17 protein-coding genes are annotated in these 17805 nt (G+C 29.9%); 15 read left to right on the top strand and 2 right to left on the bottom strand.

The genetic code is table 11. The features are described from left to right. Window positions 1-15 precede the first annotated feature (15 nt). Entirely contained in the window at window positions 16-639 is a 624-nt protein-coding gene (locus HMPREF9630_RS05320) for a response regulator transcription factor (RefSeq protein ID WP_009527507.1), read from the top strand. Between the two features lie 107 nt (window positions 640-746). On the opposite strand, the gene HMPREF9630_RS05315 is transcribed toward HMPREF9630_RS05320, so the two are convergent. Beyond that, window positions 747-1193 carry a low molecular weight protein-tyrosine-phosphatase gene (locus tag HMPREF9630_RS05315; protein WP_009527506.1) on the bottom strand — a complete coding sequence of 149 codons (447 nt, stop codon included), beginning with the start codon at window positions 1191-1193 and terminating at the stop codon, window positions 747-749. A gap of 399 nt (window positions 1194-1592) precedes the next feature. Between HMPREF9630_RS05315 and ybaK the strand changes: the two genes are divergently transcribed. Next, window positions 1593-2072 (top strand): Cys-tRNA(Pro) deacylase, encoded by a 480-nt coding sequence (gene ybaK, locus HMPREF9630_RS05310; protein ID WP_009527505.1) that lies wholly within the window; start codon window positions 1593-1595, stop codon window positions 2070-2072. Window positions 2073-2272: 200 nt separating this feature from the next. After that, window positions 2273-2833 carry a glycosyl-4,4'-diaponeurosporenoate acyltransferase CrtO family protein gene (locus HMPREF9630_RS10200; protein WP_009527504.1) on the top strand — a complete coding sequence of 187 codons (561 nt, stop codon included), beginning with the start codon at window positions 2273-2275 and terminating at the stop codon, window positions 2831-2833. 350 nt (window positions 2834-3183) lie between these two features. On the opposite strand, the gene HMPREF9630_RS05305 is transcribed toward HMPREF9630_RS10200, so the two are convergent. Continuing rightward, window positions 3184-3618, bottom strand: coding sequence for an acyl-CoA thioesterase (locus HMPREF9630_RS05305; protein ID WP_009527503.1), 435 nt, complete (start codon window positions 3616-3618; stop codon window positions 3184-3186). Between the two features lie 368 nt (window positions 3619-3986). Here HMPREF9630_RS05305 and HMPREF9630_RS05300 point away from each other — a divergent pair, with 368 nt between their 5' ends. The 12 genes from HMPREF9630_RS05300 to glgB all read left to right on the top strand — a co-directional run bounded on the left by HMPREF9630_RS05300 (window position 3987) and on the right by glgB (window position 17777). Further along, on the top strand, window positions 3987-4628 hold the full coding sequence (locus HMPREF9630_RS05300) for a GntR family transcriptional regulator (RefSeq protein WP_009527502.1): 642 nt from the start codon (window positions 3987-3989) through the stop codon (window positions 4626-4628). A 316-nt stretch (window positions 4629-4944) separates the two neighbouring features. Further along, window positions 4945-5973 carry a zinc-binding alcohol dehydrogenase family protein gene (locus HMPREF9630_RS05295; RefSeq protein WP_009527501.1) on the top strand — a complete coding sequence of 343 codons (1029 nt, stop codon included), beginning with the start codon at window positions 4945-4947 and terminating at the stop codon, window positions 5971-5973. A 65-nt stretch (window positions 5974-6038) separates the two neighbouring features. Beyond that, a complete protein-coding gene (locus HMPREF9630_RS05290) occupies window positions 6039-7088 on the top strand; it encodes a C4-dicarboxylate TRAP transporter substrate-binding protein (RefSeq protein ID WP_009527500.1) in 1050 nt (349 codons plus the stop codon). Between the two features lie 20 nt (window positions 7089-7108). Next, a complete protein-coding gene (locus HMPREF9630_RS05285; protein WP_009527499.1) occupies window positions 7109-7609 on the top strand; it encodes a TRAP transporter small permease in 501 nt (166 codons plus the stop codon). Beyond that, window positions 7602-8888: a TRAP transporter large permease gene (locus HMPREF9630_RS05280; RefSeq protein WP_009527498.1), complete on the top strand. Its 1287-nt coding sequence runs from the start codon at window positions 7602-7604 to the stop codon at window positions 8886-8888. The genes HMPREF9630_RS05285 and HMPREF9630_RS05280 overlap by 8 nt, the downstream gene beginning before the upstream one ends. Window positions 8889-8899: 11 nt before the next feature. Beyond that, complete coding sequence (locus HMPREF9630_RS05275) at window positions 8900-10240, top strand: tagaturonate reductase (protein ID WP_009527497.1); 1341 nt, start codon at window positions 8900-8902, stop codon at window positions 10238-10240. A 1-nt stretch (window position 10241) separates the two neighbouring features. Beyond that, window positions 10242-11723, top strand: a complete 1482-nt coding sequence (locus tag HMPREF9630_RS05270) for a UxaA family hydrolase (RefSeq protein ID WP_009527496.1) — start codon at window positions 10242-10244, stop codon at window positions 11721-11723. Window positions 11724-11858: 135 nt separating this feature from the next. Next, window positions 11859-12485 (top strand): bifunctional 2-keto-4-hydroxyglutarate aldolase/2-keto-3-deoxy-6-phosphogluconate aldolase, encoded by a 627-nt coding sequence (locus tag HMPREF9630_RS05265; protein ID WP_009527495.1) that lies wholly within the window; start codon window positions 11859-11861, stop codon window positions 12483-12485. Further along, window positions 12485-13507 (top strand): sugar kinase, encoded by a 1023-nt coding sequence (locus HMPREF9630_RS05260; protein WP_009527494.1) that lies wholly within the window; start codon window positions 12485-12487, stop codon window positions 13505-13507. Before HMPREF9630_RS05265 ends, HMPREF9630_RS05260 begins: the two co-directional genes overlap by 1 nt. Window positions 13508-14159: 652 nt before the next feature. Further along, window positions 14160-15101, top strand: coding sequence for an MOSC domain-containing protein (locus HMPREF9630_RS05255; RefSeq protein WP_009527493.1), 942 nt, complete (start codon window positions 14160-14162; stop codon window positions 15099-15101). 191 nt (window positions 15102-15292) lie between these two features. Further along, window positions 15293-15739, top strand: coding sequence for a GNAT family N-acetyltransferase (locus tag HMPREF9630_RS05250; protein WP_009527492.1), 447 nt, complete (start codon window positions 15293-15295; stop codon window positions 15737-15739). Window positions 15740-15872: 133 nt separating this feature from the next. Then, window positions 15873-17777, top strand: coding sequence for a 1,4-alpha-glucan branching protein GlgB (gene glgB, locus HMPREF9630_RS05245; protein ID WP_009527491.1), 1905 nt, complete (start codon window positions 15873-15875; stop codon window positions 17775-17777). Window positions 17778-17805: the final 28 nt, after the last annotated feature.

Genomic DNA, 17805 nt, shown 5'->3' with positions numbered 1-17805 from the left:
AAGGAGGCTGATGTTATGATAAACGTACTTGTTGTTGAAAATGATCCTATGGCTCGAAAATTGTTAGAGATATATATAAGAAACAGTGATAAATATAATCTGATAAGTTCAATAGAAAGTGCTGCTTTTGCAGAAGCGTATTGTACAAAATATAAAATAGATCTGATACTTATGGACGTATGCACAGCTTTAGGAGCAAGCGGATTGGATGTATCAGCAAAAATTAAACAAAATTATCCACAGATAAAGATAATAATTATAACAAGCCAACCTGAAATAAGTTTTATAGAAAGAGCGAGAGAAACAAAAATAGAAAGTTTTTGGTATAAGAATTCAAACGAAGAAGAGATATTGGAAATAATGGAGAAAACTGTAAACGGGGAGAGCGTATATCCGGATAATTTGCCGAATTTTGATTTAGGAATGTCCAAAATAAATGAATTTACCAACAGAGAGATAGATATATTAAGAGGGTTAATAGATGGAGCCACCAATGAAGAAATTGGAGAAAAACTCAATATATCAAAGAGAACGGTAGGTTTTCATATACAGAATCTACTCGATAAGACAGGCTTTCATTCACGAACTGAATTAGCAGTTACAGCATCAAAAAGCGGGCTTATAAACAACGATTATTAAATTTAAAATCCATATAGTCGTTTATAAAAAGGTTATATGGATTTTTTAATGAGTTTCAGTATAATGCTATTTATACTAAAACCTACTTAAAATAACACAGTCTCAAATTAATATCCTAAATAATTTAAAAAACCTTCAAGACCTAATACTATATCATTATAAGTTTCATCAAAATTACCGGTATACCAAGGATCCGCTATATCACGCTTTGAATTTGTGTATTCTAACAGCAGGCTTATATTCGCATTATTTCCAAGTATCTTTTTCATATTTCTTACATTTGCACTGTCCATTGCTATAAAGTAGTCGTATTTTTCCAAATCTGATTTTTTTAGTTGAACGGCTCTATGCTCTATAATATTTATTCCCACTTGAACAAGTTTATTTACAGTTCCTCTATGTATCGGATTACCTATTTCTTCAGTGCTTGTACCGGCTGACTCTATTATAAAATTATCGGCTATATTTCTTTTTTGTACCATATCTGCAAATACACATTGAGCCATAGTGCTTCTACATATATTGCCATGGCATACGAACATAACTCTTATCATAATTTCTCCTTTAGAATTTATATTAATTTTATTATTGTATAAATTTATTTACAATCGCTGAACATACTCAATAAATATCGTATTTAGTTATTTAAACTGCTTTAGTATAAGCTTATGATCTTCATAAAAAGGCTAAATAACAAATTCAATTAAAAAGAATTATTTTTGGGTATAATATATTTTAACATAAATAATAAATTTTAATTGTTATTCGTTACTATGATTATTTTATTATGCAAGTTTTTGTTTTATGATATATTATTTTTTTAAGATTGTTGCACTTATATTGTAATCTTAAAATCTAAAAATTAATAGTATGAATTAAAAAAATATAGAGTATACTATATGTTTATTAATAAACATAATAATTATTACTTTTGAGCTTGTGGAGGTTTTTATATGTCTGATAAAAAAACTAATGCTGTAAGAGCTGTAGAAAATCTAAAAATAGATTATGAAATTCTTAAATATGAGGTAGATGATGAGCATATCGATGCAATAAGCGTGGCAAATCTTATAGGGCAGGATATCAAATATGTATACAAGACTTTGGTATTGCAAGGAAGTGATAAGAACTACTATGTATGTGTTATCATGGGAAACGATGAATTGGATTTAAAAAAGACGGCAAAAGCATTTGGTATAAAAAATATTGGTATGATACCTGTAAGTGATATAAATAAAATTACAGGCTATATAAGAGGAGGTTGTTCTCCTATAGGAATGAAGAAAAGATTCAAGACCTTAATAGATGTAAAAGCACAAAGGTTGGAATATATAATAGTAAGTGCAGGTCAAAGAGGTATGCAAATAAAATTGGATGTGAATAAATTGCGAGAAATTGTCGATGCCAAATTTGAAGATGTAGTAAAAAATTAATTATGTTTTTTATTTAAAGATATGCCTAAAAATATTATTTTTAGTTTTCAGACATACCTTTAATACTATTATCTAAATTAAATGAGCGTATAATAAAAATGTTGGATTAAAAGTATTTGATTAGATTCACTTTCGACTAAGCCGGATATACTGATTCTCTTAATCAAATACATTCATTATTAATCAATGAGGTAACAAAGATGAAGGATAAAGTGCTAAGATATTTTGTACATATGTTCAATGCTTTTTGCATAATTGTAAGTATTATATTTTTTCGTATATTTTCCATTTCAAACAAGCACATATTTTATTTGCTGTGCGTCATCTTCGCAATAGCCGGATACCATCTTTTTGTACATCTTGCAATCGGTCATTTGGTAAACTTCATACTTAAAAACGACATCGACTATAACAAAAAATGGTTTTTAGAAAAGCATTTTGAAGACGGACTTTATAAAAAACTGAGGGTGAAAAACTGGAAGGACAAGATACCTACCTTTTATCCCGATACTTTTTCACTGCAAAATAACGCACCCGACAAGATACTCAAAGTGATGTGCCAATCAGAAGTAGTGCATATAATCATCACGATCTTGAGCTTTGTGCCAATAATCTACGTTTTTTACATAAATCTACAGTATAAATGTTTATTTATAATCACATCGTTTATGTCTGCCGCATTCGACACCTGCCTTGTCATAATGCAAAGATACAACCGCCCAAGGATAAAAAGAATGCTTGAGAGGAAGAAAAAGATATAAAGATTGTAAAAAGCAGCTAATTTATAAAATCCATAGTTTAAATAGAATTTAGTATAAATATGTTTTATTGTTATATTGAAATTAAATAGAGTAACGGAAAACTGTTTCGTGTAAATTTAATAAAGTATAACATGGTTTATAGAGTTCTTATACTAAAAACCAATAGAATAATAGACATTTCTATTTTTAAAAACTTATTAGCTGAGCAAAATTAAGTATATTTAAAATAAATAACTTATATAAATTATCTATTAATTAAATGGATATTATTATATAAATTATCTATTAATTAAATGGATATTATTATATAAATTATCTATTGATTTGTTGAAAATTAGTATTAAATAGGATTATAGCAGTTTTTTAAAAAATTCATCAGCTTTTTGTCTTAATTCTTTTTCATATTCATCAGATGGACTGTCAAGTACCATATTATGAGGTTTTTTAAGTCTTGTTTTTTCATCTACTGTGACATAAGTACAGTAGCCCTCCATATTTAATGTACTTGCAAGTTTACATTCTCCTTTTATGTAGAGCGTTGCGCTTGTTTTTCCAAGCCTTACTATTTGGCTTGTATAAGTCAATATACTACCCTTTGGAACAGGTAAGAAAAATCTGAAACCATCTAATGCACGAAACACTATCTCATCTCCATTGCCATAAGTCAAAGCCATATTTAAAAAACCTGTTTCTGCCAGATAAGTTAGAGCTTTTCCGATAAAAAGCGTTCCATGATGATTTAAATCATCAGTCTTTACAATTACAGAGTTCTCATATTTTTTCATATTATTTCCCCTTAAATAACACATCTATTTTGCTTAAAATCGTTTAAAACATTCAAAATAATTTACCAAAAATAATTAAGTTTATGATAGCATAATTTATATATTAATCAAAGTATGTTTTTGTACATATAGCATTGAACGTTAAAATTAATAGTATTATCTGCTTAAAATAGTATATAATTTTTTATGTAACTGCCAGTATTGATGTTACGGATTTTTAAAGAGTTTTTTTGTATAAGTTAAAAGTTTCTATATAATCCAAATATCAATATAATGTAGAATGTTACGTTGAGAAGGTAAAAAATAATTGTTGACAAAATAGGATAACCTTTTTATAATGTATTTAAAGAATATAAGAGGTTATTTAGATGAACAATGTAAAAACAGATATAGCTTATTCAGAAATAAAACGCAAAATAATACATTGGGAATTAGCACCGCTAAGCGATATTTCCGAAGATGCATTACAAAAGGAACTAGACATTAGTCGTACTCCTATAAGAGAAGCGATTAAACGTCTTGAACAAGAAGGTTTTGTATATATATATCCAAGAAAAGGAACAATAGTTTCGGAGATAACTTCTAATCTTATCAAATCTGTTTTTGAAATTAGAGAAGTTAATGAGCCATACATATTTAAAAAGAATATAGACAAGATACCAAGACAATGGCTTATAGAAATGAAAAACAACTTTCTTAAAGCTCCGAAAAATTTAGATTGTAATAAAATTAAAAGATATTATATAGATTTAGATAGGAATCTTCATACTACCGTTATAAAAAGTAGTGATAATGTTTTTTTGGTAAATATGTTGATGATTATTTATGATCATGATCAAAGAATAAGAATAAACATATCAACTAATGATTTAAACTATGAAAACACTATACAAGAACACATAGATATAATAGATGCTATGCTGTTAAGAGATATAGATAAGGTAGAAAAAATTGTTACAAAACATATTAGACAAGCAAAAGATACTGCTATAAAAAATTTATTATTATAAATTTTTTATTTTTACCACAACTGATATATCAGTCGTATGATTACAAGTATATCTTTTTGTAAAACTATATGATTCATTGGAATATAATTACAGGAAAATCATTATATTAAGGTTGTTTATTAAGTTATATTATATTGTTTGATACGCTATTTCAATAGGCTGTATATTTTGAGAAAAAATAATTTATTTTGTCTTTAGTTACAATATTTATAATGCGTATTATAAATATTGTAAGATGTATTGTTTACGATGATTAATTATTATGAACATAAATGTTATATTTATATTTAATTATTTTTTGAAAAGAGGTCTTTTTATGAAATCGATTTGCATTAAGGAAGCGCACAAAGTAGAAATTATAGACATTGAAAAACCGGAATTAAAAGATGGGGAGGCTTTATTAAAACTACTTTATGGAGGTATATGCGGAAGTGATTTAGGTTCATATAGAGGAACTTTTGCATATTTTGAGTATCCTAGAACACCAGGACATGAATTTTCTGCAGAGATTATTGAAATCGTGGAAAACGATAAAGGATTAAAAAAAGGTATGATTGTTACTTGTAATCCATATTTTAATTGTAAGCATTGTTACTCCTGTAATCATGGAGTGGTAAATGCTTGTATGGATAATCAGACTATGGGAGTGCAAAGAGAGGGTGCTTTTAGCGAATATATTACAATGCCGATAGAAAGAATATATGATGGAAAGGGACTGGATGCAAAGACTTTGACAATAATAGAACCTTTTTGCATATCATGGCATGGTGTTGACAGAGCGGATGTAAAAAAAGGCGAAACAGTTTTAGTTATAGGTTCAGGGACTATTGGAGTTTTTGCTGCAATATCTGCAAAAATGAAAGGTGCTAAAGTATATATAGCTGACATAGATGAAGCAAAACTGGAGTATGCCAAGTTGAATTTTAATTTAGACGGAATAATAGTAAATTCATCATCAGAAGATTTTAATAGGCAAGTAAATGAAGTAACAAATAATAATGGTTTTGATGTAACTATAGAAGCAGTAGGTCTTCCGAGTACATTCCAGTCTTGTATAGATTCTGCTTGTTTTGGGGGAAGAGTAGTATTAATTGGTGTAGGAAAGAAAAATTTGGATTTTAATTTTACCATGATTCAAAAGAAAGAGCTGAGTATATTCGGTTCAAGAAATGCGCTTAAAAAAGATTTTGAAACTCTTATTAACTTGGTAAAAAATGGGGATGTTCCAATAGATAAGGTAGTAACAAATATATATCCTTGGAAAGAGGCTGCAAGAGCCTTTGATGAATTTGATAAGGCGAGCGAAGGCATAATGTTAAAAGTATTGTTAGACTTTACTAAGTAAATTATTGCAAAATTATATTGCAATATTAATAAAATTTATAAATTTAATATTAAGGAGAGATTATCATGAAATTTAAGAAATTATTAGTTACAGCTTTAGCTGCTATGACTTTACTTACGGCTTTTGGGGGGAATAATACTAAAACAACTGAACCTGCAAATAATGGCGCAGAAACAAAAGCAAGTGCACAACCCATAGTACTTCAAGTTGGCTTTGAAAATAGTGTCAGTGAGCCTCTTGGACAAGGTGTAACTAAATGGGCTGAATTATTAGAAGAAAAATCAAATGGAACTATGAAAATAGAGATATTTCCTGATTCACAATTGGGAGATAAATCTTCTCTTATAGATTCAATGTTACTTGGCGAAAATGTATCTACTCTTGCAGATGGTGCATTCTATGCAGATTATGGTGTTAATGATTTTGGCATAGTATTTGGTCCATTCTTGTTTGATTCTTGGGATGAAGCTTGGAAATTAACAGAATCAGATTGGTATGCTGAACAAAGCAAAAAACTTGAAGAAAAAGGTTTAAAACTTCTTGCATCTAACTGGGTTTATGGTGAAAGACATACACTTACAGTAAAACCTGTGAACACAGTAGAAGACTTAGCGGGTATGAAAATAAGAGTTCCAGGAAATAAAATACAATCATTAGGTTTTGATGCTCTTGGAGCCACTTCAGTAGGTATGGCTTTAGGTGATGTCTATCAAGCTCTTCAAACTCAAACTATAGATGGAGCTGAAAATCCGCTTGCTACACTTTACGGAAGAAAACTACATGAAGTTGCAAAATATTTAATACTTGATGGACATGTTAAAAACTTTACTACATTTGTATGTTCAGTTGATTGGTTTAATTCTTTAACGACAGAGCAACAAGAACTATTATTATCTACAGCTAAAGAGGCTGGAGTTTATAATAATGAAATACAAGCTGCATCTGAAAAAGAATATCTTGACAAAATGGTAGCAGAAGGAGTAACAGTAGTGGAACCTACTGAAGAAGTTCTTGCGGCATTTAAAGAAAAAGCACAATCATTCTATACTAAAGAAAGTGAATTCGGATGGACTCCTGGTCTTTATGATACAGTAAAAGCTGCTATGGGCAGATAATTTTCATGGGGGAATATTAAATGAAAACAAAAAACAAACTAATATCAATACTTTCTAATATTGATATTATTGTGGCAGGCGTAATGCTTGTAATATTAATTGTTTTAACATTTGCCGGTGTAATATGGAGAAGGTTTTTTAATGCTCCGTTTACTTGGATGGAAGAAGTTCAATTAGCATGCCTTGTATGGATAGTATTTGGAGCAGGTGGAGCGGCATTTAGAACTGGAAATCATGTTGCAATAGAGATGGTTGTAGATTTAATGCCTAAAAAACTACAAAAATTTATGACTATATTTATATCAATTATAGTTGTAGCTGTAATAGGGTATTTATTCAAACAAAGCTTAGGGTTTGTAGAATTATTTATAAAAAGTCTAAGAGCTACTAGCATTTTAAATATTCCTTTTTGGCTTATATATGGTATTGCTCCTATTTCTTACATTTTAATGATAATCAGCTACTTCTATGCTTTAGTATATAATGTAGAATCAGAAGTTAAGGAGGCAATAAATGAATAATATTCTATTAATATCTTCGGTAATAATGTTAGCCTTATTGTTTTTGAAAGTTCCTGTATATGTTGCAGTATTAGGAGGATCTGCGTTTTATTTCTTTATGCATCCGTCTATAAATACAGTTATATTCGCTCAGCAAGCAATCACGGGTGTTGAAAAAATATCATTACTTGCGGTACCGTTTTTTATATGTGCAGGTATATTTATGAATTATACAGGTGTTACAAAAAGAATAATGGATTTTTGTGAAGTTGTTACAGGAAGACTTCCAGGTGGACTTGCCCAAGTAAATGTTTTACTTTCAACGATAATGGGAGGTCTATCAGGATCTAATATAGCAGATGCGGCAATGCAATCCAAAATGCTTGTTCCTGAGATGACTAAAAAAGGTTTTTCTCTTGAGTTTTCATCTGTAGTAACAGCCGCCTCTTCAATGATTACACCACTTATTCCCCCAGGTATAGCTATGATTTTATATGGAGTTATTGCCAATGTATCTATTGGCAAGCTCTTTATTTCTGGCATAGGAGTAGGAAGCTTACTATGTATTACTATGATGATATTAGTAGGCTTTATATCTAAAAAAAGGGGATATGGCGTAATAACTAGTGAAAAAATGACAGGTGAAAAATTTATGAAAGCATTCAAGCCTGCTGTTTTACCGCTTTGTTTACCAATAATAATAATAGGTGGTATAAGGCTTGGTATATTTACAGCAACTGAAGCAGGTTCAGTAGCTATAGTATATGCTGTATTTTTAGGTATAATTTACAAACAAATGCACTTAAAAGATATGATACAAGGAATTAAGGAAACTGTTACAACAACAGCATCTATAATGCTTATTGTTTCAGCAGCCAGTGCATTCTCATGGATATTGACTAAAGAGCAAATACCACAACAATTAACTGCTTATATAATGAACACAATAAATAATAAGTATATGTTCTTATTAATAATAAATATATTCCTGCTTATAGTAGGTATGTTTATAGAAGGAAATGCTTCAATGATAGTGCTTGTGCCTCTTCTTGCTCCAATAGCAAAAGAATATGGTATAGATGAGATACAATTTGCCATGATATATATATTTAATAACGCAATAGGGGCCTTATCTCCACCGATGGGAACACTTATGTTTGTTACTTGCGGTATCACGAAATGTAAAACTTTGCCTTTTATAAAGGAGGCTGTTCCATTTTATATACTTTTGGTGATAAATCTATTATTGTTAACATATTTCCCACCGTTCACAACTTTTTTAGTTAATTTATTCTATTAATGGAGGCAAAAATGCAAGAATATATAAGAGTAATTCAATTTGGAGAAGGAAATTTTTTAAGGGGTTTTGTCGATTATTTTCTATTCAAATTAAAAGAAAAAAATATCTGTAACTCAGATGTAGTTGTGGTACAGCCTCTAAAAAATGGAATGTGTCAAGTACTAAAAGAACAAGAGTGTAATTATAATTTATATTTAAGGGGAGTACAAGATAAGCAGGTAGTAAGTGAACATGCATATATTGATATAATATCAAATTGTATTAATCCTTATGAAGATTATGAATCTTATATAAATCTTGCCAAAGATAAAAAATTTAAGTTTATTGTATCGAACACTACAGAATCTGGAATAGAGTTTGATGATACCAACAAATTTGATGATAGACCTGCAAAAAGTTTTCCGGGGAAATTAACTCAACTTTTATATGAAAGATATAAGAGAAATCTTGAAGGATTCATAGTTCTTTCTTGTGAGCTTATCGACAACAATGGAGATGAACTAAAAAAATGTGTGCTTAAATATTCTGACTTTTGGAATCTTGGAGAAGATTTTAAAAATTGGATTTCTAAAAGAAATACATTTTGTTCAACATTAGTTGATAGAATAGTTACAGGATATCCTAAAGATGAAAAAGAATTAGAAAAATTCAGAGAAGAGCTTGGATATGATGATAAATGTCTTGATACAGCGGAAATATTTCATCAATGGGTTATAGAGGGAGATTTTGAAGAACTTCTTCCATTTAGAAAAGCAGGATTTAATATAATATGGACTGATGATGTAAGCCCATACAAAAAAAGAAAAGTTAGAATATTAAACGGAGCACATACATCATTGGTGCTTGGAGCAAGACTATATGGATTAAATACAGTAGACGAATGTTTGAATGATGATACAATAAATACATTTTTAAATAGATGTGTATTTGATGAAATAATACCTACTTTGGGTTCAAATCAAGACGATATAGATTTTGGAAATGCTGTTATAGATAGGTTCTCAAATCCATTTATAAAACATCAATTGCTTTCTATAGCACTTAATTCAGTAAGTAAATTTGATGTTAGAGTCCTTCCTACAATTGTAGAGTACAAAGAAAAATATAAAGTATATCCAAAAGCACTCAGTTTTTCATTAGCTGCACTCATAAAATTCTATAAAGGAGATGAAGCCAATGATAGTGAGTCAGTTATGGAATTTATGAAGAAAAGTACAGTAAAAGAAATATTAGACAGTAATTTATGGCATGTCAATATAAGTGATATGTATGATATAGTGAATAATTACTATAATATGATATCGAACGATGGAATAAAGACCGCCTTTGATAAATTATTAAAAGAGGACTAATATGTTAGAATATATAAAAATAAATAATAAAGATAATGTTGCTGTTGCATTAACCGATCTTGAAAAAGATTATGCTGTTAATATTGATGGAGAAGAAATAATTCTAAAGGAATCTATAAAAAGAGGTCATAAGTTTGCTTTAAAAAATATGAAAAAAGATGATAAGGTAATAAAATATGGTATGCTTATAGGTATTCTTATTAAAGATACTGAAAAAGGATGTTTACTACATACATCTAATATTAAAACTTCTCTTGGAGATATATTAAACTATGAGTATAATCCCAATTTAACAAGTTTAGAGAAAAGAGAAAGTTCATATTTTTATGGATATCCAAGGAAAAATGGTAAAATCGGTATAAGAAATGATATTTGGATAATACCTACAGTTGGATGTGTTAATGCAGTTTGTAAACAATTAGAACTTGATTTTAATGCTAAAATAAATAATCCTGATTTAAGAGCCATAGCATTTCCTCATCCTTATGGTTGCTCTCAAATGGGAGACGATCAAGAAAGTACAAGAAAAGCATTAGCTGATATGATACTTCATCAAAATGCAGGAGCTGTACTTGTATTAGGACTGGGCTGTGAAAATACAGGTATAGAGATACTTAAAGAGTATATAGGAGAATATGACAAAGAAAGGGTAGTGTTTTTATCTTGTCAAGAATTTGATGATGAATATGCTAAATCATTAGAAGTATTAGATAATCTATATAATTTAATAAAAGATGAACAAAGAGTAAAAACGGATGCAAGTAAATTAGTAGTAGGACTAAAATGCGGAGGTTCAGACGGGCTTAGTGGTATAACTGCAAATCCGCTTGTTGGAGAGTTTTCTGATATATTGATATCAAAAGGTGGAAGTACAATACTTACAGAGGTTCCGGAGATGTTTGGAGCTGAAACAAATCTTATGAATAGATGTGAAAACAAGGATATTTTTGACAAAACTGTATCTCTAATAAATGATTTTAAAATGTATTATAAAAACTATGATATGCCTATATATGAGAATCCATCACCAGGAAATAAAGAAGGTGGAATATCTACGCTTGAAGATAAATCGAATGGATGTATACAAAAATCTGGTACTGCTAATGTAGTTGATGTTTTAGAGTATGGGCAAAGGATAGAAAAACAAGGACTTAATCTATTAAGTGCACCTGGAAATGATCTTGTATCATCGACAGCACTTGCACTTAGTGGTGCACATATTGTGCTTTTTACAACAGGAAGAGGAACTCCTTTTTCTTGTCCTGTTCCAACGATAAAGATATCATCTAACACTAATCTTTATAAGAGAAAGAAAAATTGGATGGATTTTAATGCAGGCTCAATAGTAGAAGATAAAGATAAAAAAACTTTAGCAGAGGAATTATTTGAATTTGTTTTGAGTATCGCTTCAGGAGAAAAAACAAGTTCTGAAAAAATGAATAGTTATGATTGGGCAATATTTAAAAAAGGTGTAACGCTGTAAAAGTATGAATTATATAATAAACTTATCCTAAAAGTATTATAAAATAATTGAAAAGTCTTTAATTTGATAAAAATGTATAGTTAAAGTTTATGGCAATATGTTTGTTATCATTTAAATAGATTAAGGAGAAATATAATGAATAAATTAGAAACTCTACAATATATTAAAGAGAAGGGCATAGTAGCAGTAATAAGAGGAAAAGATAAGGAAGAAGCTCTCAGATTTTCTAAGGCTTGTGCAGATGGAGGAGTAGATATATTGGAAATAACATTTACCGTACCAAATGCACTTGATGTTATGAAATCTCTAATGGACGAGTTGAAAGATAGAGTCCTTATAGGTGCAGGTACTGTTCTTGATGAAGTAACAGCAAGACTTGCTATAATGGAAGGCGCAAAATTCATAGTAAGTCCTGCTTTTGACGAAAAAGTAGCAAGACTTTGCAACCTATATCAAGTACCATATATGCCGGGTTGTATGACTCCTACAGAAATAACAAGGGCATTAGAATTTGGAGTAGATGTTATAAAAGTATTTCCGGGATCAGCTTTTGGTCCATCATATTTCAGTGCATTACATGGACCATTCCCTTATGTAAACCTTATGCCGACAGGTGGTGTAGATATAAATAATGTTGATCAATGGATAAAACAAGGAGCTTATGCAGTAGGTGTAGGTGGCCAATTAGTAAAAGGTACTAGTGAAGAAATAACTGCAAAATCTAAAAATTTCATTGAAAAAATCAAGGAGGCAAGAAAATAATGTCAAAAAAAGTTGTAACTATGGGCGAAATAATGTTGAGACTCTCTACAGCACAAGAAAGATTTGTACAAGCAAATAAATTTGATATAATATATGGTGGTGGAGAAGCAAACGTAGCAGTATCATTAGCTAATTATGGATATGACGCATACTTTGTGACAAAACTGCCAAAACATGAAATAGGACAAAGTGCGGTAAACGAACTAAGAAAATATGGTGTAAAAACGGATTATATACTAAGAGGTGGAGACAGAGTAGGGATATACTTCTCTGAAACTGGTGCATCTATGAGACCATCAAAAGTTATATATGATAGAGCACATTCAGCAATAGCTGAAGCAAAAGCAGATGAATTTGATTTTGAAAAAATATTTAAAGATGCTTCTTGGTTTCATATATCCGGTATAACTCCAGCTATATCTGAAAATGCAAGAGTATTTACTATAGAAGCTGCAAAAGCTGCTAAAAAGGCAGGAGCAACAGTATCTGTTGACCTAAACTATCGTAAAAAATTATGGACAACTGAAGAAGCTCAAAGTGTTATGACTAAACTTATGGAATATGTAGATGTATGTATAGGTAATGAAGAAGATGCAGCATTATGCTTAGGCTTCCATCCGGAAGGCACAGATGTTACATCAGGTAAACTTGACATAGCAGGATATGAAAAAATGATGAAACAAATGATAGAAAAATTTGGTTTTAAATATGTAGTAAGTTCACTGAGAGAGTCATATTCAGCCTCTGATAATGGTTGGTCAGCTTGCATATCAGACGGTAAAGAATTCTATCGTTCTAAAAAATATGATGTTAGAATAATAGATAGAGTTGGTGGTGGGGATTCATTTGCAGGTGGGTTAATCTGCGGATTATTAGACGGCAAAGATATGAAAGAGTCACTTGAATACGGAGTTGCAGCATCTGCGTTAAAACATACAATAAACGGAGATTTTAACTTGGTATCAAGAGAAGAGGTGGATACTCTTGTAGGTGGAGATGCGTCTGGGAGAGTGCAAAGATAGATATCAATTCCTTTTAAATAATTTTAATAAATTGCTCATAGAAAAAGTTGCCATATGGTGACTTTTTCTATTTATATAGGTTTATGTTACGGTGATATTCAATCTTATACTAATATTCTTTTGATTTATGGACAAAATTTATATAAGTTGCTTGTTTTAAATAGACTTAATTTTACTTAGCTAATAAATTCCTAAAAATAAAAATATCCATTATCCTATTAGATTTTAGTATTATGATAGCAGATTATTTGTCTGGTGTAGTAAAATTAATGCTGTTATCCAAATTAAACATAGATATTTTTTAAAATATGGTATTAGTATAAACATAAAAACAGCTTGTAATTAAATCATTATTATAGTAGTATATAATATGTACATTAACATATTTTTATATTGTTAATGTTTATATTTTAATACTAATGCTAATTAGCAATTAACAATATAATTATGTATTTAAAAATCTATATTTTTTAAAATGACAAATTATATAAAATTTAGAGGTTTTATAATTTGTAATAGTGTTTAGTATAATTTTATTAAAATATGGATTTCAATTAGATTTAATCATTTTTAGAACGTTAATAAAATATTTTTTAATTATTTAATTGATTTTAGTATAAATTTTTATGATTAACTGTAAGGGGTAATATAAATGATATCGGCAAAAGTGTTGTCTGTGAATATTTCTGAAAAAAAAGGGGATGTAAAAATTCCTATAGATAAAGGTGAATTTATAAAAGGTTTAGGTCTCAAAGATGATTCTCATGCCGGTAATTGGCATAGACAAGTGTCATTGCTTTCCAAGGAATCTATAGATTTTATGAGAGAAAAGTCAAATATAGATGTAAATTTTGGAGATTTTGCAGAAAACATAACAACTCAGGGAATAACACTTCACAGATTACCTGTGGGTACTGTGCTTAAAATAGGTGAATGTATATTAAAAGTTACGCAGATTGGTAAAGAGTGTCATCATGGATGTAATATCATGCAAAAAGTAGGCTCTTGTATTATGCCTACACAAGGTATTTTTGCGACTATTGAAAAGGGTGGACTTATACAGGTAAATGATGATATAGAAATAATCTCCATACCTGAGGAATCTATTTTTACTTATTCGATAATAATTGTGTCTGATAAAGGCTCGCAAGGTTTGAGACAAGATGGATGTAAAGAAAAAATAGTGAATGTTTTAGGAAAAGAAATAGTATATAAGCTTGTAAATTATGTTATAGTTCCTGATGAAATGGACAAAATAGAAGAAGTTATAAGAAAAAATGTGTCTGAAAAAGTTAATCTTATACTTACATCAGGAGGTACAGGATTTTCAAAAAGGGACGTCACACCTGAAGCTACAAAAAAAGTGATAGAAAGAGAAACGCCTGGAATAAGCGAGTATATAAGAGCAAGAAGTTTGGAAAAAACTGACAGAGCTATATTGTCAAGAGCAGTTTCAGGCATAGCGGATGAGTCTCTTATAATAAATTTACCGGGCAGTCCTATTGCAGTACAAGAGTCATTGGAATTTATAGCAGATCCGCTTAAACATGGACTTGAGATATTGCTAAAAAGAGATGCTGAATGTGCAAGATGAGTGTAAAAGGTTTTTATCATTCAAAAAGTTAAGTGAAAATTAAGCTTATTATTGTATATAGTTGTTGATACGCATAATAGATGTGATTAATCTTGCATAATTTTGTCAGGCTTACCGATATAACTTTTTGTTGAAAAATTGAATTTGTTTTTATAGTATGTGTAGGACAAATTTAATAAGTGGAGGTAGAAATGGAGCATATTATCAAGAGATATGATGTATTAGATGCTGACGGTTTATCTAGTATGATGAGGGAATTTTATTCCACTCCGGGTGTTTTGCATAAGATAGATGACAGCAATATAAAATCAACAATAGCTTTATTAAATCAAAAATCTCCGTTTACGGAGGCTTTTATATTAAAGATGGATTCAAATATGGTAGGATATGTACTGCTTGCATTTACATATTCAAATGAAGCCGGTGGAAGTGTGGTATGGATAGAGGAAATATATATAAAAAAAGAGTATAGAAACAGACTCTTATCGAATGAATTGCTTGATTATGTAATACAGGAGTATCCTAATACAGCAAGATTCAGGATAGATATGGTAAAAGGTAATGTTGAATCTATGGCGCTTTTTTCATCATTCGGATTTGAAGAGTTAAAATATTTACAATTTATAAAAGAAAGATAAAGTTTTACAATAAATATAAATGTATTATTTTATTAAAATAAATGTTATAATAATAACAATATAAATAAATGAATTATAAAATTTTTTGAAGTTGGATTTTGATTTACGGAAGTAATTTAAAAGAGGTGGCTTTATGGATTTTCAGCAGTTTTTTGAAGGCTCTTGTTTTGATGCTTATAAATATTTCGGTGCTCATATACAAGATGACGGTGTAGTTTTTAGAGTATATGCACCAAATGCAAGAAAAGTTACACTGATAGGTGAATTTTCTTCATGGAATGAAATACATATGGATAGAGGCTATCATAATGTACATAGTGTGTTTGTAGAAAATGCAAAAGTAGGTATGATGTATAAATATAGAATATATACAGATGAGCATAATTTCGTAGAGCATTGTGATCCGTATGGCTTCAGTATGGAACTTAGACCAAATTTTGCGTCAATAATTGCAGATTTGGATGAGTATGAATTCAGCGATGAAGATTGGATGAAAAACAGAACTAAATCATATGATGAGCCGTTAAATATATATGAGTTGCATTTAGGCTCTTGGATAGAAAATAAAGATGATGTAAACGGTTGGTATAAATATGAAGAACTATCTGATTTACTCATAAAATATTTAGAAGATAATCACTACAATGCAGTAGAGTTTATGCCGCTTACAGAGCATCCTGCCGATATATCATGGGGCTATCAAAGCACAGGTTTTTTTGCACCTACTTCGAGATACGGAACTCCTTACGGACTGCAAAAGTTAATTGATGAACTTCATAAAGCTAACATAAAAGTGATAATGGATTTTGTGCCTGTGCATTTTGCAATAGATGATTATGCACTTGTAAGATTTGACGGCACACCGCTTTATGAGTATGCAGACAATTCAATGGGTTTAAGTGAGTGGGGGAGTTATAATTTCATACATTCAAAAGGAGAAGTATCATCATTTTTAAAATCATCAGCTAATTATTGGCTTGACAAATATCATTTTGACGGTTTGAGAATGGATGCTATAAGCCGTATAATATATTGGCAAGGTAACAGTGACAGAGGTATTAATCAAAAAGGCTTGGAATTTATGAAAACATTAAATTCCGGCTTGGATGAGCGTCATAAGAACGTAATACTTATAGCAGAAGATTCATCAGATTTTCCCAAAGTTACAGCACCTGTATCAGATGGTGGACTTGGCTTCACATATAAATGGGATATGGGCTGGATGAACGATACACTTGATTTTTTCAAAAAAACACCAAAAGAAAGAAAAGGAAATTACAATAAAATAACTTTTTCCATGATGTACTTTTATAGTGAATGCTTTTTGCTTGCAATATCACACGATGAAAACGTGCATGGAAAAGCAACGATACTCCAAAAAATGTATGGAAATTATGAAGATAAATTTCCTCAGGCAAGGGCGTTTTATGCATATATGTTCACTCATCCCGGAAAAAAACTCAATTTTATGGGTAATGAAATCGGGCATTTAAGAGAGTGGGACGAAACGAAAGAACTTGATTATTTTTTACTGAAATATCCTATACATGACGCTTTCAATAAATACATTAAAAGATTGCAAAACATATATATGAACTCACCTGCACTGTATGATAAAGACTATATGCCTGAAAGTTTTAAGTGGCTAATAGTAGACGATAAACAAGGTGTTACATATTCATATGTAAGAAAAAGTGAAGTGCAAAAAATAGTTTGTGTATTCAATTTTTCTGATGAATATCATAAAAATTATGAATATAAGCATGACAAAAAAGTAAGGTTAAAAGAGATATTAAACTCTGATTGGGATATATATGGAGGAAAAACAAAATATCAAGATGAAAATATAATAGATTCAATATGTGTAAGAAAACAAGAAATATTTACAGCGTATGAGGAAGATTTCACAACTTTAAAAGAAATAGATGCACCAAAAGAAGTAATAAGCGAAATAGAAAATATCAGCTACGAACATTATATAAAAATGGATTTACCGCCTTATAGTGCAAGACTTTTTGAAGTTGTAATTATAGGATAATAAAGTTTACTTTTATCAAGGAGGATAA

Origin of the sequence: Peptoanaerobacter stomatis, from assembly GCF_000238095.2 — a bacterium.
In the GTDB taxonomy this organism is placed as follows: Bacteria; Bacillota; Clostridia; order Peptostreptococcales; family Filifactoraceae; genus Peptoanaerobacter; species Peptoanaerobacter stomatis_A.
This window is presented reverse-complemented; position numbering and strand designations above follow the sequence as displayed.